Annotated in this window: 21 protein-coding genes and 1 tRNA gene; 15 read left to right on the top strand and 7 right to left on the bottom strand. The window is 66.4% G+C overall.

The genetic code is table 11. From position 1 onward, the window contains the following. Nucleotides 1–31 precede the first annotated feature (31 nt). On the top strand, nt 32–1732 hold the full coding sequence (locus tag VAPA_RS17935) for a bifunctional protein-serine/threonine kinase/phosphatase (protein WP_021008179.1): 1701 nt from the start codon (nt 32–34) through the stop codon (nt 1730–1732). A 17-nt stretch (nt 1733–1749) separates the two neighbouring features. Here VAPA_RS17935 and VAPA_RS17930 read toward each other — a convergent pair whose 3' ends face one another. Continuing rightward, nucleotides 1750–3018: an MFS transporter gene (locus VAPA_RS17930; protein WP_021008178.1), complete on the bottom strand. Its 1269-nt coding sequence runs from the start codon at nt 3016–3018 to the stop codon at nt 1750–1752. A 257-nt stretch (nt 3019–3275) separates the two neighbouring features. Between VAPA_RS17930 and VAPA_RS17925 the strand changes: the two genes are divergently transcribed. Then, entirely contained in the window at nt 3276–4577 is a 1302-nt protein-coding gene (locus tag VAPA_RS17925) for an ANTAR domain-containing protein (protein ID WP_021008177.1), read from the top strand. A 140-nt stretch (nt 4578–4717) separates the two neighbouring features. Here VAPA_RS17925 and VAPA_RS17920 read toward each other — a convergent pair whose 3' ends face one another. The 4 genes from VAPA_RS17920 to VAPA_RS17905 all read right to left on the bottom strand — a co-directional run bounded on the left by VAPA_RS17920 (nt 4718) and on the right by VAPA_RS17905 (nt 9326). Beyond that, complete coding sequence (locus VAPA_RS17920) at nt 4718–5527, bottom strand: ABC transporter ATP-binding protein (protein WP_021008176.1); 810 nt, start codon at nt 5525–5527, stop codon at nt 4718–4720. Beyond that, the gene (ntrB, locus tag VAPA_RS17915) at nt 5524–6453 is read right to left on the bottom strand and encodes a nitrate ABC transporter permease (RefSeq protein WP_021008175.1); all 930 of its coding nucleotides are present in this window, start codon (nt 6451–6453) and stop codon (nt 5524–5526) included. The genes VAPA_RS17920 and ntrB overlap by 4 nt, the downstream gene beginning before the upstream one ends. Before the next feature lie 10 nt (nt 6454–6463). Further along, on the bottom strand, nt 6464–7708 hold the full coding sequence (locus VAPA_RS17910; protein ID WP_021008174.1) for a CmpA/NrtA family ABC transporter substrate-binding protein: 1245 nt from the start codon (nt 7706–7708) through the stop codon (nt 6464–6466). Between the two features lie 337 nt (nt 7709–8045). After that, a complete protein-coding gene (locus VAPA_RS17905; RefSeq protein WP_021008173.1) occupies nt 8046–9326 on the bottom strand; it encodes a nitrate regulatory protein in 1281 nt (426 codons plus the stop codon). Between the two features lie 76 nt (nt 9327–9402). Here VAPA_RS17905 and tsaD point away from each other — a divergent pair, with 76 nt between their 5' ends. Further along, nucleotides 9403–10467, top strand: a complete 1065-nt coding sequence (gene tsaD, locus VAPA_RS17900; RefSeq protein WP_021008172.1) for a tRNA (adenosine(37)-N6)-threonylcarbamoyltransferase complex transferase subunit TsaD — start codon at nt 9403–9405, stop codon at nt 10465–10467. On the opposite strand, the gene VAPA_RS17895 is transcribed toward tsaD, so the two are convergent. Both VAPA_RS17895 and VAPA_RS17890 read right to left on the bottom strand, forming a co-directional pair. Further along, nucleotides 10400–11158 carry an alpha/beta hydrolase-fold protein gene (locus VAPA_RS17895; protein ID WP_021008171.1) on the bottom strand — a complete coding sequence of 253 codons (759 nt, stop codon included), beginning with the start codon at nt 11156–11158 and terminating at the stop codon, nt 10400–10402. The two genes, tsaD and VAPA_RS17895, sit on opposite strands and share 68 nt — an antisense overlap. A gap of 190 nt (nt 11159–11348) precedes the next feature. Continuing rightward, nucleotides 11349–11720 (bottom strand): Hsp20/alpha crystallin family protein, encoded by a 372-nt coding sequence (locus tag VAPA_RS17890; RefSeq protein ID WP_021008170.1) that lies wholly within the window; start codon nt 11718–11720, stop codon nt 11349–11351. A gap of 122 nt (nt 11721–11842) precedes the next feature. Between VAPA_RS17890 and VAPA_RS17885 the strand changes: the two genes are divergently transcribed. From VAPA_RS17885 to VAPA_RS17830, 12 genes are all read left to right on the top strand, one after another. Continuing rightward, nucleotides 11843–13123, top strand: coding sequence for a branched-chain amino acid ABC transporter substrate-binding protein (locus VAPA_RS17885; RefSeq protein WP_021008169.1), 1281 nt, complete (start codon nt 11843–11845; stop codon nt 13121–13123). Nucleotides 13124–13134: 11 nt separating this feature from the next. Next, a complete protein-coding gene (locus VAPA_RS17880) occupies nt 13135–14295 on the top strand; it encodes a pyridoxal phosphate-dependent aminotransferase (protein ID WP_021008168.1) in 1161 nt (386 codons plus the stop codon). Nucleotides 14296–14522: 227 nt separating this feature from the next. Next, complete coding sequence (gene rpsO / locus VAPA_RS17875) at nt 14523–14789, top strand: 30S ribosomal protein S15 (protein ID WP_007837783.1); 267 nt, start codon at nt 14523–14525, stop codon at nt 14787–14789. A 216-nt stretch (nt 14790–15005) separates the two neighbouring features. Beyond that, on the top strand, nt 15006–17321 hold the full coding sequence (pnp, locus tag VAPA_RS17870; RefSeq protein ID WP_021008167.1) for a polyribonucleotide nucleotidyltransferase: 2316 nt from the start codon (nt 15006–15008) through the stop codon (nt 17319–17321). Between the two features lie 93 nt (nt 17322–17414). Beyond that, nucleotides 17415–18413 carry an NAD(P)H-quinone oxidoreductase gene (locus tag VAPA_RS17865; protein WP_021008166.1) on the top strand — a complete coding sequence of 333 codons (999 nt, stop codon included), beginning with the start codon at nt 17415–17417 and terminating at the stop codon, nt 18411–18413. After that, nucleotides 18407–19192 carry a triose-phosphate isomerase gene (gene tpiA / locus VAPA_RS17860; protein WP_021008165.1) on the top strand — a complete coding sequence of 262 codons (786 nt, stop codon included), beginning with the start codon at nt 18407–18409 and terminating at the stop codon, nt 19190–19192. The genes VAPA_RS17865 and tpiA overlap by 7 nt, the downstream gene beginning before the upstream one ends. Nucleotides 19193–19231: 39 nt before the next feature. Next, nucleotides 19232–19645, top strand: coding sequence for a preprotein translocase subunit SecG (gene secG / locus VAPA_RS17855; RefSeq protein ID WP_021008164.1), 414 nt, complete (start codon nt 19232–19234; stop codon nt 19643–19645). A 117-nt stretch (nt 19646–19762) separates the two neighbouring features. Continuing rightward, nucleotides 19763–19847, top strand: a tRNA-Leu gene (locus tag VAPA_RS17850). A gap of 68 nt (nt 19848–19915) precedes the next feature. Next, complete coding sequence (locus VAPA_RS17845; RefSeq protein WP_012748607.1) at nt 19916–20275, top strand: NADH-quinone oxidoreductase subunit A; 360 nt, start codon at nt 19916–19918, stop codon at nt 20273–20275. Nucleotides 20276–20290: 15 nt separating this feature from the next. After that, complete coding sequence (locus VAPA_RS17840; protein WP_021008163.1) at nt 20291–20770, top strand: NuoB/complex I 20 kDa subunit family protein; 480 nt, start codon at nt 20291–20293, stop codon at nt 20768–20770. Nucleotides 20771–20783: 13 nt separating this feature from the next. After that, entirely contained in the window at nt 20784–21395 is a 612-nt protein-coding gene (locus VAPA_RS17835) for an NADH-quinone oxidoreductase subunit C (RefSeq protein ID WP_021008162.1), read from the top strand. Between the two features lie 5 nt (nt 21396–21400). Then, on the top strand, nt 21401–22654 hold the full coding sequence (locus VAPA_RS17830; RefSeq protein WP_021008161.1) for an NADH-quinone oxidoreductase subunit D: 1254 nt from the start codon (nt 21401–21403) through the stop codon (nt 22652–22654). The last annotated feature ends 10 nt before the right edge of the window (nt 22655–22664 follow it).

Genomic DNA, 22664 nt, shown 5'->3' with positions numbered 1-22664 from the left:
GAAGCGCACGGCGCGCGTGGAGAATCGCGCCATGAGCTTTGAAGTGGACATCGGCTACAGCAGCCAGCGCGGACCGCGCGACGTGAATGAAGACTTTGCCGGCGCGGTGAACGCACCGCCGGGCGACGAGTCGCGCGGGCTCATCGCGGCCATTGCCGATGGCGTATCCACGGGCGGCCGTGGCCTCGAGGCGGCGCAGACCACCGTCATGGGCCTCTTGGCCGACTACTTCGCGACGCCCGACACCTGGGAGCCGACCGCCGCGCTCGACCGCCTGGTCGCCGCGCAGAACGCCTGGCTCGCCGACCACAACCGGCGGCGGCAGGGCAGCGCCACCGCGCTCACCACCCTGACGGCGCTGGTGCTGCACGGCCAGAGCTACACGCTCGCGCATGTGGGCGACACGCGAGCATGGCGCGTGCGCGCCGATGGCGAGCCGGCCGCGCCGCTGACCCAGGACCACGCCTTCGAGCATCCCGACATGCGCAGCCGTTTGACGCGCGCCATCGGTCTGGACGACCAGGTGCGTGTCGACTACGCGCAGGGCGACGTCCGCGTGGGCGACTGCTTCGTGCTCACCACCGATGGCGTGCACGGCGTGCTCAAGCCGCAGCGCCTGGCCGCGCTCGCCTTGCAGGGCGGTGCCGAGGAGGCGAGCGAGGCGCTGGTGAACGCGGCCCTCGACGCCGGCACGCGCGACAACGCGACCGCACTGGTCATTCGCGTCGTCGGCCTCGACGTGCGGCAGTTGGACGACGAACTCGGCGACGGCCGCCGCCTGGCGCCGCCGCCCTTGCTGAAGGTGGGCGACGCGCTCGACGGCTACGTCGTCACCGGGCTGGTGGCCGACACCGGCGTGCACCTGCTCTACCAGGCGCGCAATGCGGCCACGCGCGAACTCGTGGCGCTCAAGACGCTGCATCCCTCGCGCGCCAGCGATCCGCAGGAGCGAGCCATGCTCGCGCACGAAGCCTGGCTGGGCCAGCGCGTGGGCAGCGGCGGATTCGTGCGCGTGCACGAGCGCGCCGAGAACGCCAGTGCGCTCTACATCGTGTTCGACTGGCACGGCGGGCGCACGCTGGAACAGATGCGCAAATCCGGCGCGCGCGGCGCGGTGGCCGAGGTGGTTTCCGCTGCCATCGAGGTCACCAAGGCCCTGGGCCGGCTGCACCGCCACGGCGTGGTGCATCGCGACATCAAGCCCGGCAACCTGCACCTGGGCGACGATGGCCGCTGGCGCATCCTCGACCTGGGCGTGGCACTGTCGGGCCGCGAAGGCCCGGCCCAACGGGAACTGCATGCCGGCACGCCGAGCTACATCAACCCCGAGCAGTGGGAGGGCGCCGAGGCCGACACAGCGAGCGACCTGTTCGCGCTCGGCGTCACGCTGTACCAGTGGCTCGGCGGCCATCTGCCCTACGGCGAGATCGAGCCCTACCAGGTGGCGCGCTACCGGCGCGACCCGGCCGCGCTCTCGCGCCTGCGGCCCGACGTGCCCGTGTGGCTCGACCATCTGGTGCGCAAGGCCGTTGCGCGCGATCCGCGGGAGCGCTTCGAAACCGCCGAGGAAATGCTGCTTGCCCTGGAGCGCGGCGCTTCCCGCCCCGTGAGTGCGCCCGCCGCCACGCCGCTGATCCGCCGCGACCCGGCCGCGCTCTACAAGATCGCGCTGGCCGTGTCGCTGCTGTTCAACGCACTGCTCGTGGTGTGGCTGCTCTTCTTGCCACGTTGAAGGCGGGCGGAGGAAAGTCATGGCCGTGCCGTCTTCCTCGCTGGGGGCACGTACTTGGCTTCGGCAGCGTGGGGCGAGGTGCGCGCCCGGCCACCTTTCTCGGCCCAGGTGCGGGTCCAGCGGATTTGCATCACGCGCATGACGCCGAGCATCACCAGCGACAGCGCACCGAAGAACACGAAGCCCCAGACATAGCTGCCCAGGTACTGCTTCGACAGGCCCATGGCGTTGGGCACCAGGCCGCCGCCCAGCGCGCCGATCTCGCCGATCATCGAGCCGGCCACCGCGGTGCTCGTGGGCCAGCGCAGCGGCACCAGCTGGAACAGCGCGCCGTTGCCCGCGCCCAGGGCGGCAAAGCACAGGATCAGCAGCAGCGTGGTGAGCGCGAGCGACCCCGACGAGATGCCTACCAGCACGAGCCCGACGGCCACCACCAGCAGCACCACGGTCAGCGTGTTGACGCCGCCCCAGCGGTCGGAGATCCAGCCGCCCACGATGCGCACGGCGGCGCCCATGAAGGCTGCGAGCATCGTCAGCTGTCCGGCCTGCACCTTGCTCACGCCGAACTGGTCGTAGTAGTAGGAGGGCAGGAAGGTGGTGAGCCCGATGAAGCCGCCGAAGGTCACGCCGTAGATCAGGCTGAACACCCAGCCGTCTTTCTCGAACAGGCAGGCGATGTGTTCGCGGAAGCTGGCGTGGCTGTCGACGTCGGGCGGTTCCTTGGCGAACACGATCATCACGATCATCGGCACGAGGATGGCGCCGGCCGCCACACCGTACACCGCCTGCCAGCCGAGCCACTGCGCGAGCGGCGGCGCCACCAGCACCGACACTGCCGTGCCCACGTTGCCGGCACCCACCAGGCCCATCGCGAGACCCTTGTGCTGCGGCGGGAACCAGCCCGAGCCCAGCGACAGCGCCACGCCGAAGCTCGCGCCGGCAATGCCCAGCAGCACGCCCATGGCGAGCAGGTCGTTGAAGCTCTTCACGAAGAAGAAGCCGAACAGCATGGCGACCGCAATCAGGCCCATCTCGACCAACGTGGCGTTCTTGCGGCCGATGTACTGCGACAGGATGCCGAGCGGAAAGCGCATCAGCGCGCCCGCGATGATCGGCACCGACAGCATCAGGCCCTTCTGCGCGGGCGAGAGGTCGAAGGTCTCGCCGATGAAGGGCGCCATGGCGCCGTTGAGCACCCAGATGCAGCACGAGAACGAGAAGTACAGAAAGGCCGCAAACAGCGTCGGCCCGTGGCCGGAATGCAGAAAGGTCTTGAAGCTGGACATGGCGTTCAATCGTGCGAAATGCCGCGGCGCGGCTCTTCGGGAGCCGTGTCGACGGACGGGGTTGGGGCGGGATGCCGGCAGCGGACGCTGTCGGCGTGGGGGTGTTTCCCGGCATAGGCAATGCCAGGATGGATGCAGGAGCCTGCAGCCTCACCAAAGCGGTGCTTCGTTACACCGCACCCCGATAGATGCAAGAGGCGTGCCTGCGAAAACGCGCGGGCGTGGCCTATGCTTCCGCTGCCCTCCATCACCTCGCCATGATTTCTCTTCTCGCCGTTCTGCCCAATGAATTCGCCGGCTCCGCGCCCTTGCCGGACCTGCCGGAGGAGCTGCGGCTGGCGTTGGAGGGTGCGAATGCCACTGTGCTCGGACGGGCCACCTGCCACACGCTGGTGCAGCAGGTGGGGGCGCTTGCACCGCAACAGGCCTTGGTCCATCTGCCGGAGCCGGCGGGTCAGCTGCAGGCGCTCGTCGATGCATTGCAGGCGTGGGGCGGGGTGCCGCCTTGCGCGCTGAGCCTGGCCAGTGCGCCGCTGGCCGACGAACAGCACGAGGCGCTGGTCGCGCTCGGCGTGCATGCCTGGGCACCCATCGACACCCTGGACGCCCTGTCGCTCGCGGCGCTGACCGCCCGTGCTCAGGCCCGTTGGCAGCGCGAGGCCGCGCTGCGCACCGAGCTCGACGCCCTGCGCACGCGCATGGACGAGCGCAAGTGGGTCGACCGCGCCAAGGGCCTGCTGATGTCGGCGCGTGGAATCGGCGAAGACGAAGCCTTCGGCCTGCTGCGCGGCGCCGCGATGCATGCCAACCTGCGGCTGGGCGAGGTGTCGCGTTCCGTGATCGAAGCCGCGCAGTGGGCCGATGCAATCAACCGCGCCGGGCAGCTGCGCATGCTCTCGCAGCGGCTGGTGCGCGTGGCGGCGCAGCTGCTGTCGGGCATCGACGTGCAGCGCGCGCGGGTCCTGCGCACGCAGTCGACCGAGCGGGTGCAGCAGAACCTGGATCATCTGGGCACCCTCGAGCTGGGTGCGGCCGGCGTGCTTGCGCTGGGCGAAGTGCAGGCCGCCTGGAACGGGCTCGCCGCGTCGCTGGCCGCGCGTCCGGCGACGCAGGGGCTGGCCGAGATCGACGCGCGCGGCGAGGCCTTGCTATCGGCCGCCGAGGCCATGACCGAGGCGCTGGAAGCCTCGGGCGCGCGACGTGCGCTGCGCATCGTCAACATCTGCGGGCGGCAGCGCATGCGCGCGCAGCGCCTCGCGAAGGACGCACTGCTCGCATCGACCATTGCGGCAGAGGCGTCGCGCGACCGCCTGCTGCCGACCATGAACGAGTTCGAAGCCGCGCTGGTGGAGCTGGAGCGCGCGCCCCTCAGCTCACCCGAGATCCGCGCCGCGCTGGCGGCCGCGCGCGAGGAATGGCTGCGCCTGGTCGGCGGCGTGCAGGCGCAGGGCAGCCCCGAAGGCCGCGCGACGCTGGTGCGTTCGAGCGAGGCGCTCGTGGACACCTTCGAGCGGCTCACCGCCTGGTACGAGCACAGCCTGCAGGTCATCATGTCCTGAGCCTGGCTCACCCCCAGTCTGCGCGCACTTCGTGTCGCTTCGCCAACCCCCTCACCGGGGGCAACACCAGCGGCCCGGCGAAGCCGGTTCCGCGGTGTTCCACGAAGGGCTGACATCGCGTCATGCGCCTTGCGCGCCGGTCAAGCTGCGACTTTTTCTACGTGCGCCTGGCGCGTGTAGAGGAAATCGATCACCGCCTTGCGGGCGTGAACGTAGGCCGGGTCTTCGGCCAGTTCGACACGGTTGCGCGGACGCGCGATGTCGACTTTCAACACCTCGCCGATGGTGGCGGCCGGGCCGTTGGTGAGCATCACGATGCGGTCGGAGAGCAGCACCGCCTCGTCGACGTCGTGCGTGACCATGACGACGGTGCTATGCGTCTTCTGCACGATGGCGAGCAGCTCGTCCTGCAGCTTGGCGCGCGTGAGTGCGTCGAGGGCGCCGAAGGGCTCGTCCATCAGCAGCACCTTGGGCTCCATCGACAGCGCGCGCGCAATGCCCACGCGCTGCTTCATACCGCCGGAGATTTCGCCGGGGCGCTTCTGCGCGGCGGCCGAGAGGCCGACCATCGCAAGCGCCGCATCGGTGCGAGCGCGCAGCTGCGCCTTGCCTTCGGTGGCGGCAAAGACGCGCTCGACGGCCAGGTACACGTTCTCGAAGCAGGTGAGCCAGGGCAGCAGCGAGTGGTTCTGGAACACCACCGCGCGTTCCGGGCCCGGGCCCTTGATTTCCCTGTTCGCGCACAGCAGCACGCCCTGCGTTGGCGTGGTCAGGCCGGCGATGAGGTTCAGGAGCGTCGACTTGCCGCAGCCGGAATGGCCGATCAACGTGACGAACTCTCCCTTGGCCACGTTCAGGTTGACGCCCTGCAGCGCAAGGAAGCTGCCCTTGGCCGTCTTGAAGCGCTGCTCGACGTTATGGATCTCGATGTATTTCATGTCATCGTTCATGACTTCACCTCTTCGAACGTGAATGCAGTTGCAAGCTTGATGAGCGCGAACTCCAGCACCAGGCCGACGATGCCGATCACGAAGATCGCGATGATGATGTTGGCGACGTTGAGGTTGTTCCACTCGTCCCACACCCAGAAGCCGATGCCGACGCCGCCGGTGAGCATTTCGGCCGCGACGATCACCAGCCAGGCGGTGCCCACGGCCAGGCGCACGCCCGTCAGCATGTAGGGCAGCACGGCCGGGAACAGGATCCGGGTGAAGATCTTCCACTCGGACAGGTTCAGCACCTTGGCCACGTTCATGTAGTCGCTCGGAACCCGCTGCACGCCGACGGCGGTGTTGATCACCATCGGCCAGATCGAGCAGATGAAGATGGTCCAGATGGCCGCCGGGTTGGCGCCCTTGAACACCAGGAGGCCGATGGGCAGCCAGGCCAGCGGCGACACCGGGCGCAACAGGCTGATCAGCGGATTGAACATGCGCGAAAGGAATTCGAAGCGCCCGATTGCAAAACCGGCCGGAATACCGACCGCCGCGGCCAGCCCGAAACCCAGCGCCACGCGCTGCAGCGACGAGAGCACGTTCCAGCCCACGCCCTGGTCGTTCGGGCCCTTGCTGTAGAACGGGTCGCTGAACACCGTGAGCGCCTGCTGCCAGGTGGCCAGCGGCGACGGAAAGCCGGTGGTGCTCTTCATGGCCACCAGTTCCCAGACCAGCACCAGCAGGCCGAAGCCCGCGAGCGGCGGCAGCACGCGCATCCAGAAGGCGCGGAAGTCACGCTTTTTCAGCATGCGAGGCTCGCTTGCCACCGCGGGCGCCGAAGCGGCCGCGGCAACCGGTGCCGAGGCCCTTGCCGGCTGCGGCGCTGTGGTGGGCACGGCACCGGACGTATCGAGAGGAGAGTGGAAGACAGCGCTGACCATGGCATGCTCCTCAGGCGTGGACCTTGAACGAATCGGCGTATTTCCGGGGGTCCTTGCCGTCCCACACCGTGCCGTCCATCAGCTTGCTGGTTCGCATGGCGTCCTTGGGCACGCTGACCTTCATGGCGCCGGCGACGTCCTTGTACATGTCGATCTGATTGATCTGCTTGGCCACCGCCAGGTAGTCGGGGTGCTCCTTCAGGATGCCCCAGCGCTTGTGCTGCGTGAGGAACCACATGCCATCGGACAGGTACGGAAAGTTGACCGCGCCGTCATCGAAGAACTTCATGTGGTTGGGATCGTCCCAGCTCTTGCCCATGCCGTTCTCGTAGCGGCCCAGGATGCGCTGGTTGATGGCGTCCGAGCTGGTGTTGATGTACGACTTCTCGGCGACGACCTCGGCCATCTTGGCCTTGTTCTGGAGGTTGGCGTCGATCCACTTGCTGGCCTCCATCACGGCCATCATCACGGCACGGCAGGTGTTCGGATTGGCCTTGACGAACTCGGCCCGCGTGCCGAGCACCTTCTCGGGGTGATCCTTCCAGATGTCCTGCGTGGTGATGGCGGTGACGCCGATCTTGTCGATGATGGCGCGCTGGCCCCAGGGTTCGCCCACGCAGAAGCCGTCCATGTTGCCCACGCGCATGTTGGCCACCATCTGCGGAGGCGGCACCACGATCACCTTGGCATCGGCCACGGGGCTGATGCCGGCCGAAGCCAGCCAATAGTTCAGCCACATCGTGTGGGTGCTCGTCGGAAAGGTGCCGGCAAAGGTGTATTCGCGCTTTTCCTTGGCCATGAGCTTGGCGAGCGAAGGTGCGTCCACTGCGCCCTTGTCCGCCAGCGCCTTCGAAAGCGTGATCGCCTGGCCGTTGCGGTTCAGGCCCATGAGTACGGCCATGTCCTTCTTGGGGCCCCCGACGCCGACATGCACACCGTAGACCAGGCCGTAGAGCACATGCGCCATGTCGAGCTCGCCGTTGACCAGCTTGTCGCGCACGCCCGCCCAACTGGCTTCCTTGCTGGGCACGATCTTCACGCCGTACTTCTTGTCGAAGCCCAGCACCGAAGCCATCACCACGCTGGCGCAGTCGGTCAGCGGGATGAAGCCGATCTTGACTTCCGCTTTTTCCGGCTTGTCGGAGCCTTGGGCCCAGACGGCGGCGCGCAGCGCGGGATTGACTCCCACGGCGCCAATGGCGGCGGCTTGCAGTACGCGGCGGCGGCTGAGGCTGGTTTTCAGCGGGTCGGTCATGGGCGGGCTCCGGTTGAAGAACGAACAAAGGAAAGAAGCAAAAACAAAAAGGCGTCCGCACCGCGCAGGGGCTGCTCGAAAACGAGCCCTTGCGGGATGGGGACGCCTTTGTCCGGTTTCGGTGGACAACACCCGCCGTTGGGTGCTGCCTGCCTGGGACCCGTAGGTCCATGTACTACTTCAGCAAACTATGTGCCAGCTTTCCTGGCTGCCGATTGCTATCAAATTGGTAGCAGAAGAGCGGTTGCCGGCATATGTGAAAGGGCCTCGGGGCGGAAATTCGAATTCATGCACGGTTGTTGTGCGCTGCACCAATTCGAACGCTTTGGGGTGGCCCTCAGCGCCGGGGCGCTGCATCGAGCGGCAGGTAGTCGGCCATGGCGAGCATCGACTCGGCCACGTCGACGAGGCGGCGCTTCTGGTTCATGGCCGTCTGGAGCAGCATCTTGTGCGCTTCGTTCTCGCTCATGCGGCGGTGCGCCATCAAAAGGCCCTTGGCGCGCTCGACCAGCTTGCGCTCGTTGAGGGAGGCGCGCACGGTTTCAAGCTCGTCGCCCATGGCCTGTAGCCGGCGCGACTGTTCCTGGACCATGTCGAGCACCGAGCGCTCGAGGTGCCGGCCGTACTGGGCGGGCTCCGTGGCCTGGGTGTCGGCGTCGTCGAAGAACACTGCGCCCTCGGGCTGCGGCGCAAGGGTGCCGAGCACCTGCTGGTATCGCTGCAGTTCGCTGCGTGCCTGCGCGGTCTTGCGGGCACAGAGTTCGCGCAGGTCGGCGGCCAGCCGGTCTTCGACGGTTTTCATGGCGTCGATGCGGCGCGTGCACCAGTCGAACCAGGCCTGGCTCAGCCGGGGATCGGGAACGGACGCCGAGGCCGCCTGGGCAGAGGTCACGCTCAAGCGGCGCTGGCGCTCGATCTCGGCCATGGCAGCGTCGGACTGGCCTTGATGCCAGAGCGCCAGCACGCCGCTGCTCGAAAAATCGGTAAAGACCTGGAAGCAGCGCTCCTGCAGTTCGATGAGGTGCAGCCATTGCTGGCGCTGCGCCTCGTCGCTGCGCCCCAGCGCCAGCGACGCGGCGCCGAAGGCGCGCTCCTGGCCGGCAAATTCCTTGCCCTGCATGAAGTTGAACATCGCCACCAGCAGGCGCGAGATTTCAGGGTCGGTGGCGCCATCGGCCGCCTCGAACACCACCGCCAGCAGGCCGGCAACGAGCTTCGCGAACGCGGCGGTGGCCTGCGCTGGCGTCAGCTCGAGCGCGCCGATGCGGCGGCGCAGGGCAGGCAGGCCGTCCAGCCCGGGAAGCACCCAGGCAATGCGGCTGAAGAGGCGGGCGCTGTTGCCTGCCGTGGCGCCGGGGCGCGCTTCGGTCTCGAGCTGGTCGAATCCGGCGCGCACCACCTGCTCGAGCGCCAGGCATTCGGCGATCTGCGGATCGCGCTGGTCGGCGAAGCGGCCGCCGCGCGAGGCGAGAAACACGTTGGACATGCCGCGCTCCCGCTGCAGCGCATGGACGAGCCGCGCGATCAGGCCGACCAGGTCGCTGGTGCGCGCGAGCTGGTCCAGCTCGTCGATTTCGCACTTTCTGGCGGCGATCAGAAAACTCAGTCCGGATTTCATGGTGGAAAGGGGAAGCAAAGGGCTTGCTGCAACATCCGTGCCGCACGGACATTCTTCGCCGCCTACACTCCCGGGCATGCTTCTCCTGGGAATCGAATCATCCTGCGACGAAACCGGCGTGGCGCTGGTGGAAACGCATGGCGACGCACTGCCGCAGCTGCGCTCGCACGCGCTGCACAGCCAGATCGCCATGCACCAGGCCTATGGCGGCGTGGTGCCCGAACTGGCCAGCCGCGACCACATCCGCCGCGTGCTGCCCCTGACCGAAGCCGTGATGGCCGAAGCGGGCCGCTCGCTGGCCGAGATCGACGTGGTCGCCTACACGCGCGGGCCGGGCCTGGCTGGGGCCTTGCTGGTGGGCGCCGGCGTGGCCTGCGCGCTGGGCGCCGCGCTGGGCAAGCCGGTGCTCGGGGTGCATCACCTCGAAGGGCATTTGCTGTCGCCTTTCCTGAGTGCCGATCCGCCGGAATTTCCCTTCGTGGCGCTGCTCGTGTCAGGGGGGCATACGCAATTGATGCGGGTCGACGGCGTGGGCCGCTACGAACTCCTGGGCGAAACCATCGACGATGCGGCCGGCGAGGCCTTCGACAAGAGCGCCAAGCTCATGGGCCTGCCTTATCCGGGCGGTCCCTGGCTGGCCAAGCTGGCGGAAGCGGGCAATCCCGCGGCGTTCAAGCTGCCGCGGCCGCTCCTGCACAGCGGCGATCTGGATTTTTCGTTCGCCGGCCTGAAGACGGCGGTGCTGACGCAGGCGAAGAAGCTCGGCGCCGAACTCGAGGCGAACAAGGCCGACCTGGCCGCGTCCACGCAAGCTGCGATCGTCGAGGTGCTGCTGAAGAAATCGCTGGCCGCGCTCGAGCAGACGGGCCTCAGGCGGCTCGTCGTGGCCGGCGGGGTGGGCGCGAATCGAAGCCTGCGGGAGCAGTTGAACGCCGCCTGCGCCAGGCGCGGCGTGCGGGTGCACTATCCGGAACTGCACCTGTGCACCGACAACGGCGCCATGATTGCCATGGCGGCCGCCATGCGGCTGCAGTCGGGCCTGGCGCAGGCCAGCGAACGCTATGCCTTCGACGTCAAGCCGCGATGGCCCATGGCTTCGCTGATGGCGTCATCCGAGGCGCCGCGGCCGGTGCCCGCGTAGCCGTCGGGCGCGAGCGGCCGAGCGACGGAAGCGGCAGCACGTCCAGCACATTGCGCCAGAGTTGGCGCCACTGCGGCCAGTCGTGGCCGCCCTCGGTCGTGAAGACGCGGCCTTCGGGCAGGGCGTCCGCCAGCAACTTGTGATTGCTGGCAAAGCGGTCGCTGAGGCCGAAACCGAGATACAGCTGGGGCAGGCTTTGGGATTTCTGCGGCTCCAGGTATTGCTGGAACCAGGGCCATAGCTTGCGGTCGACTTCCTCGTCGGGCAAGGGGCCGGCCGGCGCCTGCCAGGTGCGCAGGCCGCCGGCCTTGAGGATCTCGGCACCAAGGACGCGCCGCCCCAGGTAGGGCGCCAGCGCGACGATGCCGTCGACCGAACCCGGCCGCGACAGTTCATGGATCAGCGCTCCGAAGCCGCCAATGGAGATTCCAACCAGCCAGATCGACTTGTAGCCCTTGGCGCGCTGCGGTTCGATGACGTCCGCATGCAGGCGCTCGCTGAGCGTCTGGTCGTAATAGTAGGAAACGTCGGCGTCCACCAGCAGCGAGTCGGCTGCCAGGTGGCGCTCGCGCACGGCGCTGATGAAGCCTTCGCGCTCGAACTCGTCGGGTTTCAGATAGGCGCCCGGCAGGAAGACCAGGAGCGTATCGGACCGTTCATCGTCGTTGGCTGACTTGAGGTGCGTGATCATGGCGTGCCTTGAAGGGCACCCGAATCCGCACCGTCATGGATTCGGTGCGTCTCTCGAAACGCCCACGAAGAAAGGAAAATGTGAAAACGTCACATGATGTGACGTTATTCGCTGTCGTATTGTGATTAGGGAGCGTCTTCAAAGTCAAAAACAATAGATAACGACACTTTCCTCTTGTGGGCTTTGCGCCTCAGTTGATCGCCAGTTGCGAAACCTGGCTGACCGGCACCTGCTTGCCCAGCTTCAGCGTGAGCACGCCGTTCTCGAGCTTGGCCTCGCTGGCGCTCACGTCGATGTCCTGGGGCAGTTCGTAGGCCGCCTTGAACTGGCGCCTGGCTTCTGCCTTGCTGTCGATGCGGACCACGGCGCCCTCGATGCCGATGGCAAGGTCTTCGCGCGAGAGGCCCGGCACGTCGATGGAGAGCGTCCAGCTCTTGTCGTCCTGCTCGACGAGCGGCGAGGGGCGGGTTCCGGCGAAGGCTTCGTTGACGAAGCGCTCGAAGGCGCGGTCGTACGAACGGGGTGCAAAGCGGGCGGTGCGAAGGGTCGGTGCGAAAAACATGTGAGAACTCCTGAATGAACACAATGGGGACAAGGAATGTGTGTCCCTTACACTGCGCGGCCATTCAATCCTGAGTGCCGCTTGACACCTCATCTAGGCACAGCTGCACCCGTTTCAAGACAATGAACCCCCCCTTTATTTGGCGTCGCAAGGCCTTGAAATTTGCGGCGCTGGCGCTATGCGCGGCCCCCTTCGCAGCGCAGGCGCAGACACCGCCCGCGCCCATCCGTCTCGCGTTGATCGAAAGCATGAGCGGGCCGTTCGCCAATACCGGCGAGGCGGTGTTTCGCAATCTGCTGTGGGCCGTGGAGCGCGTGAATGCGCGCGGCGGCGTCAAGCTGCCCGGCGGGGCGCGGCCGCTGCAGCTCGACCGCTACGACAGCAAGGGGCAGAACGAAGAAGCGCTGTCGGCGCTGCGTGCGGCCATGGACGACGGCGCGCGCATCGTGCTGCAGGGCAATTCGTCGGCCACCGCCGCGGCGCTGGTCGATGCCATCGAGAAGAACAACGAGCGCGATCCCGCGCGGCGCGTGATCTTCCTCAACTACGCGGCGGTTGATCCGGCGCTGACCAACGACCGCTGCAGCTTCTGGCACTTTCGCTTCGACGCCCATGCCGACATGCGCGTGGCCGCGCTGATGGAAGTGGTGAAGGACGATGCGGCCATCAAGCGCGCCTACCTGATCGGGCAGGACTACAGCTTCGGCCAGGCGGTGCTGCGCGAATCGAAGCGGCAACTCGGCGTGCAGCGGCCCGACGTGGAGATCGTCGCGGAAGAGCTCCATCCGATGGGCAAGGTGAAGGACTTCGCGCCCTACGCCAGCAAGATCATCGCGAGCGGCGCGCAGGCCGTGTTCACCGGCAACTGGGGCAACGACCTCACGCTGCTCGTGAAGGCCGCGCGCGAGGCCGGCTTCAACGGCACCTTCTATACCTTCTATGGCAACGCGCTCGGCGCGCCGGCGGCCATCGGCGACGCAGGCATCGGCCGCGTGATCGCGGTGGCCGACTGGCTGCCCAACGTGCAGACCGCGCAGTCCGAGGCCTTTTATCGCGCCTTCCGCACGCGCTTTCCGAAACCCGCCGACGACTACGTGCACATGCGCATGCAATTGCTAGTGGAGTCGCTTGCGCAATCGATAGCGCGTGCGGGCAGCGTCGACGCGGTGGCCGTGGCGCGCGCGCTCGAGCAGGCCGACGTGAGCCTCTACGGCCAGCGCGGCCGCATGCGCGCGGCGGACCATCAGTTCCAGCAGCAGCTGGTGGTCGGCGTGATGGACAAGCAGGGCAGGCCGGGCGTGCAGTTCGATGTCGAGGGTTCGGGCTACGGCTTTCGCGTGGTCAAGACCATCGCTCCCGAACGCGCCGAACTGCCGACCACCTGCAAAATGAAAAGAATCTAGGAAACGAAGACATGCGTGAAGCCATCCACAACCTCGAAGCCTCCAAGATCCGCGAGGTTGCCAATGCCGGACTCGGCCGCGACGACGTGCTCGCGTTCTGGTTCGGCGAGAGCGACGAGGTCACGCCCGAGGTGATCCGCCAGGCGGCGATCGACTCGTTGCAGCGCGGCGAAACCTTCTATGCGCACAACCTCGGCCTGCCCGAGCTGCGCGAAGCCATTGCGCGCTATACCAGCGCGCTTCATCCCGTGGTCGATGCATCGCGCATTGCCGTCACGTCCGGCGGCGTCAGCGCGCTGATGCTTGCGGTGCAGGCGCTGGTCGATGCGGGCGACGAGGTGGTCGCGGTCACGCCCGTGTGGCCCAACCTCACGGCGCAGCCCGCCATCCTCGGCGCCCACGTGCGCACGGTGTCGCTGGTGCCTGCTGATGGCCAATGGACGCTCGACCTGGCGGCGCTGCGCAAGGCGGTCACGCCAAGGACCAGGCTGCTGATCGTCAACGCGCCCAACAACCCCACCGGCTGGACCATGACGCGCGAAGAGCAGCAGGCCGTGCTCGACCACTGCCGCGAAACCGGCACCTGGATCCTGGCCGACGAGGTGTACGAGCGGCTGTACTTCGAGCCCACCCCGAACGGCTGCGCGCCGAGCTTCCTTGATATCTCCAGGCCCGACGACCGGCTGGTGGTGACGCACAGCTTCTCGAAGAGCTTCCTCATGACCGGCTGGCGCCTCGGCTGGCTCGTGCTGCCGCCCGCGCTGGTCGACGGCATCGGCAAGCTGATCGAGTTCAACACCTCCTGCGCCAGCGTCTTCACCCAGCGCGCCGCTGTCGCGGCCATCGAGCACACCGCTGAGATCACGCCCCGCGTGGTGGCCCACCTGAAGCAGTGCCGCGACACCCTGGTGCCGCTCCTGGCCGCGCTGCCCGGCGTGCAGGTGGCCCCCGCCAAGGGCGGCATGTACGCCTTCTTCCGCCTCGAAGGCTTCGGCGACTCCCTCGAGCTGGCCAAGCGCCTGGTTGTCGAGGCCGGCCTCGGCCTGGCCCCAGGCAATGCCTTCGCCCCGGAAGCCCAGGGCTGGTTGCGCTGGTGCTTCGCCTCCAAGGACCCGCAGCGGCTTGTTCAAGGCGTGGAGCGCCTCAAAGCCTGGCTCGCTGCCCAGAAATAGGCGCCCGCCAAAATCGCGCCCGGCGAAGCCAGGGCCGTTCGGGAAACACCGCGGAACCGGCTTTGCCGGGCCGCCGGTGTTGCCCCCTCGAGGGGGAACGAGCTACACGAAGTGAGCGAGAACGGGGGAGGGTTATAATCCCATGGCTTTGCATGCCGCAAGGCGCACGGTGAGGGCAGTTCCAGCGCTCACCGCAAGTCAAACATCCCGGAACAAGGAAACTCAACATGATCGCAGCCTCCATCAAGGCCGAAGTCGTCAAGGACAACGCCCGCGCCGCCAACGACACCGGCAGCCCCGAAGTGCAAGTTGCACTGCTGACCGCCCGTATCAACGAGCTCACCCCCCACTTCAAGACGCACGCCAAGGACCACCATGGTCGTCGCGGCCTGCTGCGCATGGTGAGCCGCCGCCGCAAGCTCCTGGACTACCTCAAGTCCAAGGATGCCGACCGCTACACCGCGCTGATCGCCAAGCTGGGTCTGCGCAAGTAAACCGAATCGCATGAAAAAACGCCTGGGTTAGTCCGCTAGCTCAGGCGTTTTTTACTTCGCGATCCACTTTCGGAGTGCCAAAACAGAGCGAAGCTGTGTCATTCCAATGAAGTTCCCGCCGAGCTTCGCTGGAATGGCATCGTGTTCTGAGAAGCCTCCGTCCCTGCGGAACCTGTGCCCAATGCAGGTCACCCGCTCTCAAAACAGGAGCAAAACATGAGCCTCTTCAACAAAGTCACCAAGTCCTTCCAATGGGGCGACAAGACCGTCGTCATGGAAACGGGTGAAATCGCCCGCCAGGCCAGCGGCGCCGTGGTTGTCGACATCGACGGCACCGTGATCCTCGCGACCGTGGTCGCCTCCAAGACCGCCAAGCCGGGCCAGGACTTCTTCCCGCTGACCGTCGACTACATCGAGAAGACCTACGCCGCGGGCAAGATCCCCGGCAGCTTCTTCAAGCGCGAAGCCAAGCCCAGCGAACACGAAACCCTGACCAGCCGCCTGATCGACCGTCCGATCCGCCCGCTGTTCCCCGAGGGCTTCCTGAACGAAGTGCACGTGGTCATCCACACGCTGTCGCTCAACCCCGAAGTCGACGCCGACATCGCCGCCATGATCGGCGTGAGCGCCGCCCTGTCGATCTCCGGCATTCCGTTCAGCGGCCCGATCGGTGCTGCCCGCGTGGGCTACATCAACGGCCAGTACGTGCTGAATCCGGGCCAGACCGCCCGCAAGGATTCGCAGATGGACCTCGTGGTGGCCGGCACCGAAGCCGCCGTGCTGATGGTCGAATCCGAAGCCCTGCAGCTCAGCGAAGAAATCATGCTGGGCGGCGTGGTGTTCGGCCACGAGCAGGCCAACATCGCGATCAACGCGATCCATGAACTCGTGCGCGACGCCGGCAAGCCGGTGTGGGACTGGCAAGCGCCGGCCGAAGACGAAGCCTTCGTGGCCAAGGTCAAGAGCCTGGCCGAGGAAAAGTTGCGCGCCGTCTACCAGATCCGCAGCAAGCAGGCCCGCACGCAAGCCCTGCGCGAAGCCAACGCCAGCGTGATGAATGCGCTGAAGGAAGGCGGCGAGCCCTTCGACGCCGGCAAGGTCAACGACCTGCTGTTCTCGATCGAAGCCAAGATCGTCCGCAGCCAGATCCTCTCGGGCGAACCCCGCATCGACGGCCGTGACACGCGCACCGTGCGCCCCATCGAGATCCGCAACTCCGTGCTGCCCCGCACCCATGGTTCGGCACTGTTCACGCGCGGCGAGACGCAAGGCCTGGTCATCACCACGCTCGGCACCGAGCGCGACGCGCAGCGCATCGACGCGCTGGCCGGCGAGTACGAAGACCGCTTCCTGTTCCACTACAACATGCCTCCCTTTGCCACCGGCGAAGTGGGCCGCATGGGCTCGACCAAGCGCCGCGAAATCGGCCACGGACGCCTGGCCAAGCGCGCGCTCGTCGCCGTGCTGCCGACCAAGGAAGAATTCCCGTACACCATTCGCGTGGTGTCGGAAATCACCGAATCCAACGGCTCCTCGTCGATGGCCTCGGTGTGCGGCGGCTGCCTCTCGATGATGGACGCCGGCGTGCCGATGAAGGCCCACGTGGCCGGCATCGCCATGGGCCTGATCAAGGAAGACAACCGCTTCGCGGTGCTGACCGACATCCTGGGCGACGAAGATCACCTGGGCGACATGGACTTCAAGGTGGCCGGCACGACCAACGGCATCACCGCGCTGCAGATGGACATCAAGATCCAGGGCATCACCAAGGAAATCATGCAGGTCGCACTGGCCCAGGCCAAGGAAGCGCGCATGCACATCCTCGGCAAGATGCAGGAAGCCATGGGCGAGGCCAAGACCGAGGTGTCGCAGTTCGCACCGCGCCTGACCACGCTGAAGATCAATCCCGAGAAGATCCGCGACGTGATCGGCAAGGGCGGCGCGGTCATCCGCGGCCTGCAGGAAGAAACCGGCACGACGATCAACATCGACGAAGACGGCACGATCACCATCGCCTCGACCGACCCTGAAAAGGCCGAGCTCGCCAAGAAGCGCATCGAGCAGATCACGGCCGAAGTCGAAATCGGCAAGGTCTACGAAGGCCCGGTCACCAAGATCCTGGACTTCGGCGCGCTCATCAACCTCCTGCCCGGCAAGGACGGCCTGCTGCACATCAGCCAGATCGCGCACGAGCGCGTCGAGAAGGTGACCGACTACCTGAGCGAAGGCCAGATCGTCAAGGTCAAGGTGCTCGAGACCGACGAAAAGGGCCGCGTCAAGCTGTCCATGAAGGCCCTGACCGAGCGTCCGGCCGGCATGGAATACAGCGAGCGCCCGCCGCGCGAAGACCGTGGCGACCGCGGTGACCGTGGCGGCGAGCGCCGCGAGCGCTCGGACCGCGGCGACCGTGGTGGCGATCGCGGCGAACGCGCTCCGCGTTTCAACAACGAGCAGCAACAGCAGCCGCGCAACGAGCAGCAGCCGGCGCCCGTCGGCGAGCAGCCGTACGCACCGCGCGAACCGCAAGAGTAAGAAAGAGGGGCGCAGCGGCAGCCATGCCGCGGCCGTCCCACTTTCCAGTATTCGCTAACCACGCCCGGAAACGGGCGTTGCAGGCCAAAGACCATGAAAGCCATTGAAATCACTTCGTACGGCGCCCCCGAGGTGCTGCGCGCCGTGGAGCGCCCCGATCCGGTGGCCGGCGTGGGCGAACTGCTGATCCGCGTCGCGGCCAGCGGCGTGAACCGTCCGGACGTGCTGCAGCGCAAGGGGCACTACCCGGTTCCGCCCGGCGCCTCCGACCTGCCGGGCCTCGAAGTGGCCGGCGAGATCGTGTCGGGCGATGCCGCTGCCCTGGCCGAGGCGGGTTTCAAGATCGGCGACCGCGTCTGCGCGCTGATCGCGGGCGGCGGCTATGCCCAGCTGTGCGTGGCGCCCGTGGCGCAATGCCTGCCGGTGCCCAAGGGCTGGAGCGACACCGAGGCAGCCTCGCTGCCCGAGACCTTCTTCACCGTCTGGAGCAACGTGTTCGAGCGGGGCCGCCTGCAAAAGGGCGAAACCCTGCTGATCCAGGGCGGATCCAGCGGCATCGGCGTCACGGCCATCCAGATTGCCAAGGCGCTGGGCGCCACCGTCATCGCCACGGCGGGCAGCGACGACAAGTGCGAGGCCTGCAGGAAGCTGGGCGCCGACCACGCCATCAACTACCGCACGAGCGACTTCGCCGAAGAGGCGAAGAAGCTCACCGGCGGCAAGGGTGTGGACGTGGTTCTGGACATGGTCGCGGGCGACTACGTGGCGCGCGAGATTGAATGCATGGCCGAGGACGGCCGGCTCGTGATCATTGCGGTGCAGGGCGGCGTCAAGAGCGACTTCAATGCGGGCCTGGTGCTGCGCAAGCGGCTGGTGATCACCGGCTCCACGCTGCGTCCGCGGCCGGTGGCATTCAAGGGTGCCATCGCCAAGGCGCTGCGCGAAAAGGTCTGGCCGCTGCTCGAAAGCGGCGCGGTCAAGCCGGTGATCCACAGCACCTTCGCGGCGGACGGCGAACCCAGCGGCGCGGCGCAGGCGCATGCGCTGATGGAATCCAACCAGCACATCGGCAAGATCGTGCTGACATGGTGACGGACAACAACACGATGACCACGAAAAAGAAGCTGATCGCGGGCAACTGGAAGATGAACGGCAGCCTGGCTGCCAACGAGGCGCTGGTGAAGGCCCTGCAGCAGGGCCTGGCTGCGGCGCCGGCCAGTTGCGACATCGCGCTTTGCGCGCCGGCCCCGTATTTCGCGCAGCTGCAATCGCTGCTGGCGGGCTCCGGCGCCATGGCGCTGGGCGCCCAGGACATTTCGGCGCACCCGCAAGGCGCGTTCACGGGCGAGCATTCGGCGGCCATGCTGAAGGATTTCGGCGTGCGCTATGCCATCGTCGGCCATTCGGAGCGCCGCCAGTACCACGGCGAAACCGACGACGCGGTGGCGGCCAAGACGGCGGCTGCGCTTGCGAACGGCATCACGCCGATCGTCTGCGTGGGCGAAACGCTGGCCGAGCGCGAAGCAGGGCGCACCGAAGAGGTCGTCAAGCGCCAGTTGGCGGCGGTGATCCACGTCAATGGCCATTGCATCAGCGAGATCGTCGTGGCCTACGAGCCGGTCTGGGCCATCGGCACCGGCAAGACGGCCACACCGGAACAGGCGCAGGCGGTGCATGCCGTGCTGCGCGCACAGCTGCACCATGCCGCGAGCGAGCACGCCGCCGGCATCTGCATTCTTTACGGCGGCAGCATGAATGCGGCCAATGCCGCGCAGCTGCTGGCGCAGCCCGACATCGACGGCGGCCTGATCGGCGGCGCTTCGCTCAAGGCCCCCGACTTTTTGCAGATCATTTCCGCTGCTGCCCGCTGAACGCGCGCAGTGGGCGACATCAATTAGGAGTAAGAACGAATGAATGTGGTCCTCAATCTTCTGGTCGGCGTGCAGATGCTGTCGGCCCTTGCAATGATCGGGCTGATCCTGATCCAGCACGGCAAGGGCGCCGACATGGGCGCGGCCTTCGGCAGCGGCAGCGCGGGCAGCCTGTTCGGTGCAAGCGGCAGCGCGAATTTCCTTTCGCGCACCACGGCTGTGCTGGCGGCGGTGTTCTTTGCATGCACCTTGCTGCTGGCCTACTTCAGCCACGCACGGCCTGCGGGCGGCGGCAGCCTGCTCGAGCGCGCAGCCATCGGCACGCCGGCAACGCCCGCCTCCGGCGCGGCGGGGCAGATTCCTGGCGGTACGTCGGGCGCAACGCCTGCCGGCGCACCTGCTTCGGCGCCTGCCGCACCCGTTTCGGGCGCGGGCCAGATTCCGAACAAATAATCAAGTTGTTTTCATGAAGCTGTCAGTGAGAAACTGCTTCATTTCAGGGTAAACTCTAAAGCTGTTCGGAAAGCCAAACACCTTTCCAGGTACCTCATGCCATCCGAACAAAAAACCGCGGTCGTGGTGAAATTGGTAGACACGCTATCTTGAGGGGGTAGTGGCGAAAGCTGTGCGAGTTCGAGTCTCGCCGACCGCACCAAATCTCACCGGCAGAAAGCCTCATCCAGAGTGTTTTCCTGCCGGTGGCAAGCGGTGAAAAATCTCCCGATGAACCTCGATTCCTATCTCCCCGTCCTCTTGTTCATTTTGGTCGGTGTCGGTGTAGGTGTCGCACCGCAAGTCATCGGCTACATCCTGGGTCCCAATCGGCCCGACGCAGCGAAGAACGCTCCCTACGAGTGCGGCTTCGAGGCCTTCGAGGATGCGCGCATGAAATTCGACGTGCGCTATTACCTCGTCGCCATTCTCTTCATCCTGTTCGATCTCGAGATTGCCTTTCTCTTTCCATGGGCGATTGCGCTCAAGGAAATCGGCGCCGTCGGCTTCTGGGCCATGATGATCTTTCTCGCCATCCTCGTCGTGGGCTTTGCCTACGAGTGGAAAAAAGGCGCGCTCGACTGGGAATGACAAGGAATCGACAAAATGGCCATTGAAGGCGTCATGAAGGAAGGCTTCGTCACCACCACCTATGACTCGGTGGTGAACTGGGCGAAGACCGGATCACTTTGGCCGATGACTTTCGGTCTGGCTTGCTGTGCCGTCGAAATGATGCACGCAGGCGCGGCCCGCTACGACATCGACCGTTTCGGCATGCTGTTCAGGCCCAGCCCGCGCCAGTCCGATCTGATGATCGTGGCCGGCACGCTGTGCAACAAGATGGCGCCGGCATTGCGCAAGGTCTACGACCAGATGCCGGAGCCGCGCTGGGTTCTTTCCATGGGCTCGTGCGCCAACGGCGGCGGCTACTACCACTACAGCTATTCGGTCGTGCGTGGCTGCGACCGCATCGTGCCGGTGGATGTCTATGTGCCGGGTTGCCCGCCCACCGCCGAAGCGCTGCTCTACGGCATCATCCAGTTGCAGCAGAAGATTCGCCGCACCAACACCATTGCCCGCGCCTGAGGGATTGCCGACGATGACTGATTTTGCAATTTCGCCGGAGGTGCTGCGCGCCACCATCGCCGAGGCGCTCGGCGCCAGGGCCAGGAGCGTCACGCTCGCGCTGGGCGAGGTGACCGTGGTGGTGGGTGCTGCCGACTACATCGAGGCGGCCACGCTGCTGCGCGATGCGCCCGGCTGCCGTTTCGAGCAGCTGGTCGACCTCTGTGGCATGGACTACTCCGACTACCGCGAAGGCGAGTGGCAGGGCGAGCGCTATGGCGTCGTCACGCACCTGCTGTCGGTGAGCCTCAACCAGCGCGTGCGCCTCAAGGTGTTTGCGCCGAACGAAGACCTGCCCGTGGTCGATTCGCTCCAGCCCGTGTGGAACGCCGCGACCTGGTTCGAGCGCGAAGCCTTCGACCTCTACGGCATCGTGTTCGAAGGCCACGACGACCTGCGCCGCATCCTGACCGACTACGGCTTCATCGGACACCCGTTCCGCAAGGACTTCCCGGTGTCGGGGCACGTCGAAATGCGCTACGACGAAGAGCAGAAGCGCGTGGTCTACCAGCCGGTATCGATCGAGCCGCGGGAAATCACGCCGCGCGTGATTCGCGAAGACAACTACGGCAGCGGTCTGCACTGACACATATGGCCGAAATCAAGAACTACACACTCAACTTCGGTCCCCAGCATCCGGCAGCGCACGGTGTGCTGCGCCTGGTGCTCGAGCTCGACGGCGAAGTGATCCAGCGCGCCGATCCGCACATCGGCCTCTTGCACCGCGCGACCGAGAAGCTCGCCGAATCGCGCACCTTCATCCAGTCGCTGCCGTACATGGACCGTCTCGACTACGTGTCGATGATGAGCAACGAGCACGCCTACTGCCTCGCCATCGAGCGGATGATGGGCCTGGACGTGCCGATCCGCGCGCAGTACATCCGCGTGATGTTCGCCGAGATCACCCGGCTGCTGAACCACCTGCTGTGGCTCGGCGCGCACGGTCTCGATTGCGGCGCGATGAACATGCTCATCTACTGCTTCCGCGAACGTGAAGACCTGTTCGACATGTACGAAGCGGTGTCGGGCGCGCGCATGCATGCGGCGTACTTCCGTCCGGGCGGCGTCTACCGCGACCTGCCGGATGCCATGCCGCAGTACAAGGTCAGCAAGATCAAGAACGCGAAGGCGATCGAGAAGCTCAACGAGAACCGCCAGGGCTCGCTGCTCGACTTCATCGACGACTTCTGCAGGCGCTTCCCCGGGATGGTCGACGAGTACGAAACGCTGCTCACCGACAACCGCATCTGGAAGCAGCGCACCGTGGGCATCGGCGTGGTGACGCCGGAGCGCGCGCTGAACCTCGGCTTCACCGGCCCCATGCTGCGCGGCTCGGGCGTCGAATGGGACCTGCGCAAGAAGCAGCCCTACGACGTCTACGACCAGATGCAGTTCGACGTGCCGGTCGGCAAGACGGGCGACTGCTACGACCGCTACCTCGTGCGCGTGGAAGAAATGCGCCAGGCCAACAAGATCATCCAGCAGTGCTCGGCCTGGTTGCGTGCCAACCCCGGCCCGGTCATCACCGACAACCACAAGGTCGCTGCGCCCGCGCGCGAATCGATGAAGGCGAACATGGAGGAGCTGATCCACCATTTCAAGCTCTTCACCGAAGGCTTCCACGTGCCCGAAGGCGAGGCTTATGCCGCCGTCGAGCATCCGAAGGGCGAGTTCGGCATCTATCTGGTGAGCGACGGCGCCAACAAGCCGTATCGCCTGAAGATCCGCGCTCCCGGTTTCCCGCACCTCGCCGCCCTCGACGAAATGTCGCGCGGTCACATGATCGCCGACGCTGTCGCGGTGATCGGCACGATGGACATCGTGTTCGGCGAAATCGACAGGTGAGAAAGAGCGA

Source organism: Variovorax paradoxus B4 (assembly GCF_000463015.1).
Lineage (GTDB): Bacteria > Pseudomonadota > Gammaproteobacteria > Burkholderiales > Burkholderiaceae_C > Variovorax > Variovorax paradoxus_E.
Note: the sequence above shows the minus strand (reverse complement) of the source record. Positions and strands in the feature narration are given on the sequence as shown.

What these genes read in the sequence shown, in the direction of transcription:
- VAPA_RS17835 (WP_021008162.1), top strand. Translation starts at nt 20,784, where the DNA reads ATGACTGATTTTGCAATTTCGCCGGAGGTGCTGCGCGCCACCATCGCC.
- secG (WP_021008164.1), top strand. Translation starts at nt 19,232, where the DNA reads ATGAATGTGGTCCTCAATCTTCTGGTCGGCGTGCAGATGCTGTCGGCC.
- VAPA_RS17925 (WP_021008177.1), top strand. Translation starts at nt 3,276, where the DNA reads ATGATTTCTCTTCTCGCCGTTCTGCCCAATGAATTCGCCGGCTCCGCG.
- VAPA_RS17905 (WP_021008173.1), bottom strand. Translation starts at nt 9,326, where the DNA reads ATGAAATCCGGACTGAGTTTTCTGATCGCCGCCAGAAAGTGCGAAATC.
- VAPA_RS17845 (WP_012748607.1), top strand. Translation starts at nt 19,916, where the DNA reads ATGAACCTCGATTCCTATCTCCCCGTCCTCTTGTTCATTTTGGTCGGT.
- VAPA_RS17840 (WP_021008163.1), top strand. Translation starts at nt 20,291, where the DNA reads ATGGCCATTGAAGGCGTCATGAAGGAAGGCTTCGTCACCACCACCTAT.
- VAPA_RS17880 (WP_021008168.1), top strand. Translation starts at nt 13,135, where the DNA reads ATGCGTGAAGCCATCCACAACCTCGAAGCCTCCAAGATCCGCGAGGTT.
- tsaD (WP_021008172.1), top strand. Translation starts at nt 9,403, where the DNA reads ATGCTTCTCCTGGGAATCGAATCATCCTGCGACGAAACCGGCGTGGCG.
- VAPA_RS17930 (WP_021008178.1), bottom strand. Translation starts at nt 3,018, where the DNA reads ATGTCCAGCTTCAAGACCTTTCTGCATTCCGGCCACGGGCCGACGCTG.
- VAPA_RS17895 (WP_021008171.1), bottom strand. Translation starts at nt 11,158, where the DNA reads ATGATCACGCACCTCAAGTCAGCCAACGACGATGAACGGTCCGATACG.
- rpsO (WP_007837783.1), top strand. Translation starts at nt 14,523, where the DNA reads ATGATCGCAGCCTCCATCAAGGCCGAAGTCGTCAAGGACAACGCCCGC.
- VAPA_RS17910 (WP_021008174.1), bottom strand. Translation starts at nt 7,708, where the DNA reads ATGACCGACCCGCTGAAAACCAGCCTCAGCCGCCGCCGCGTACTGCAA.
- VAPA_RS17865 (WP_021008166.1), top strand. Translation starts at nt 17,415, where the DNA reads ATGAAAGCCATTGAAATCACTTCGTACGGCGCCCCCGAGGTGCTGCGC.
- VAPA_RS17935 (WP_021008179.1), top strand. Translation starts at nt 32, where the DNA reads ATGAGCTTTGAAGTGGACATCGGCTACAGCAGCCAGCGCGGACCGCGC.
- pnp (WP_021008167.1), top strand. Translation starts at nt 15,006, where the DNA reads ATGAGCCTCTTCAACAAAGTCACCAAGTCCTTCCAATGGGGCGACAAG.
- VAPA_RS17830 (WP_021008161.1), top strand. Translation starts at nt 21,401, where the DNA reads ATGGCCGAAATCAAGAACTACACACTCAACTTCGGTCCCCAGCATCCG.
- ntrB (WP_021008175.1), bottom strand. Translation starts at nt 6,453, where the DNA reads ATGGTCAGCGCTGTCTTCCACTCTCCTCTCGATACGTCCGGTGCCGTG.
- tpiA (WP_021008165.1), top strand. Translation starts at nt 18,407, where the DNA reads ATGGTGACGGACAACAACACGATGACCACGAAAAAGAAGCTGATCGCG.
- VAPA_RS17885 (WP_021008169.1), top strand. Translation starts at nt 11,843, where the DNA reads ATGAACCCCCCCTTTATTTGGCGTCGCAAGGCCTTGAAATTTGCGGCG.
- VAPA_RS17920 (WP_021008176.1), bottom strand. Translation starts at nt 5,527, where the DNA reads ATGAACGATGACATGAAATACATCGAGATCCATAACGTCGAGCAGCGC.
- VAPA_RS17890 (WP_021008170.1), bottom strand. Translation starts at nt 11,720, where the DNA reads ATGTTTTTCGCACCGACCCTTCGCACCGCCCGCTTTGCACCCCGTTCG.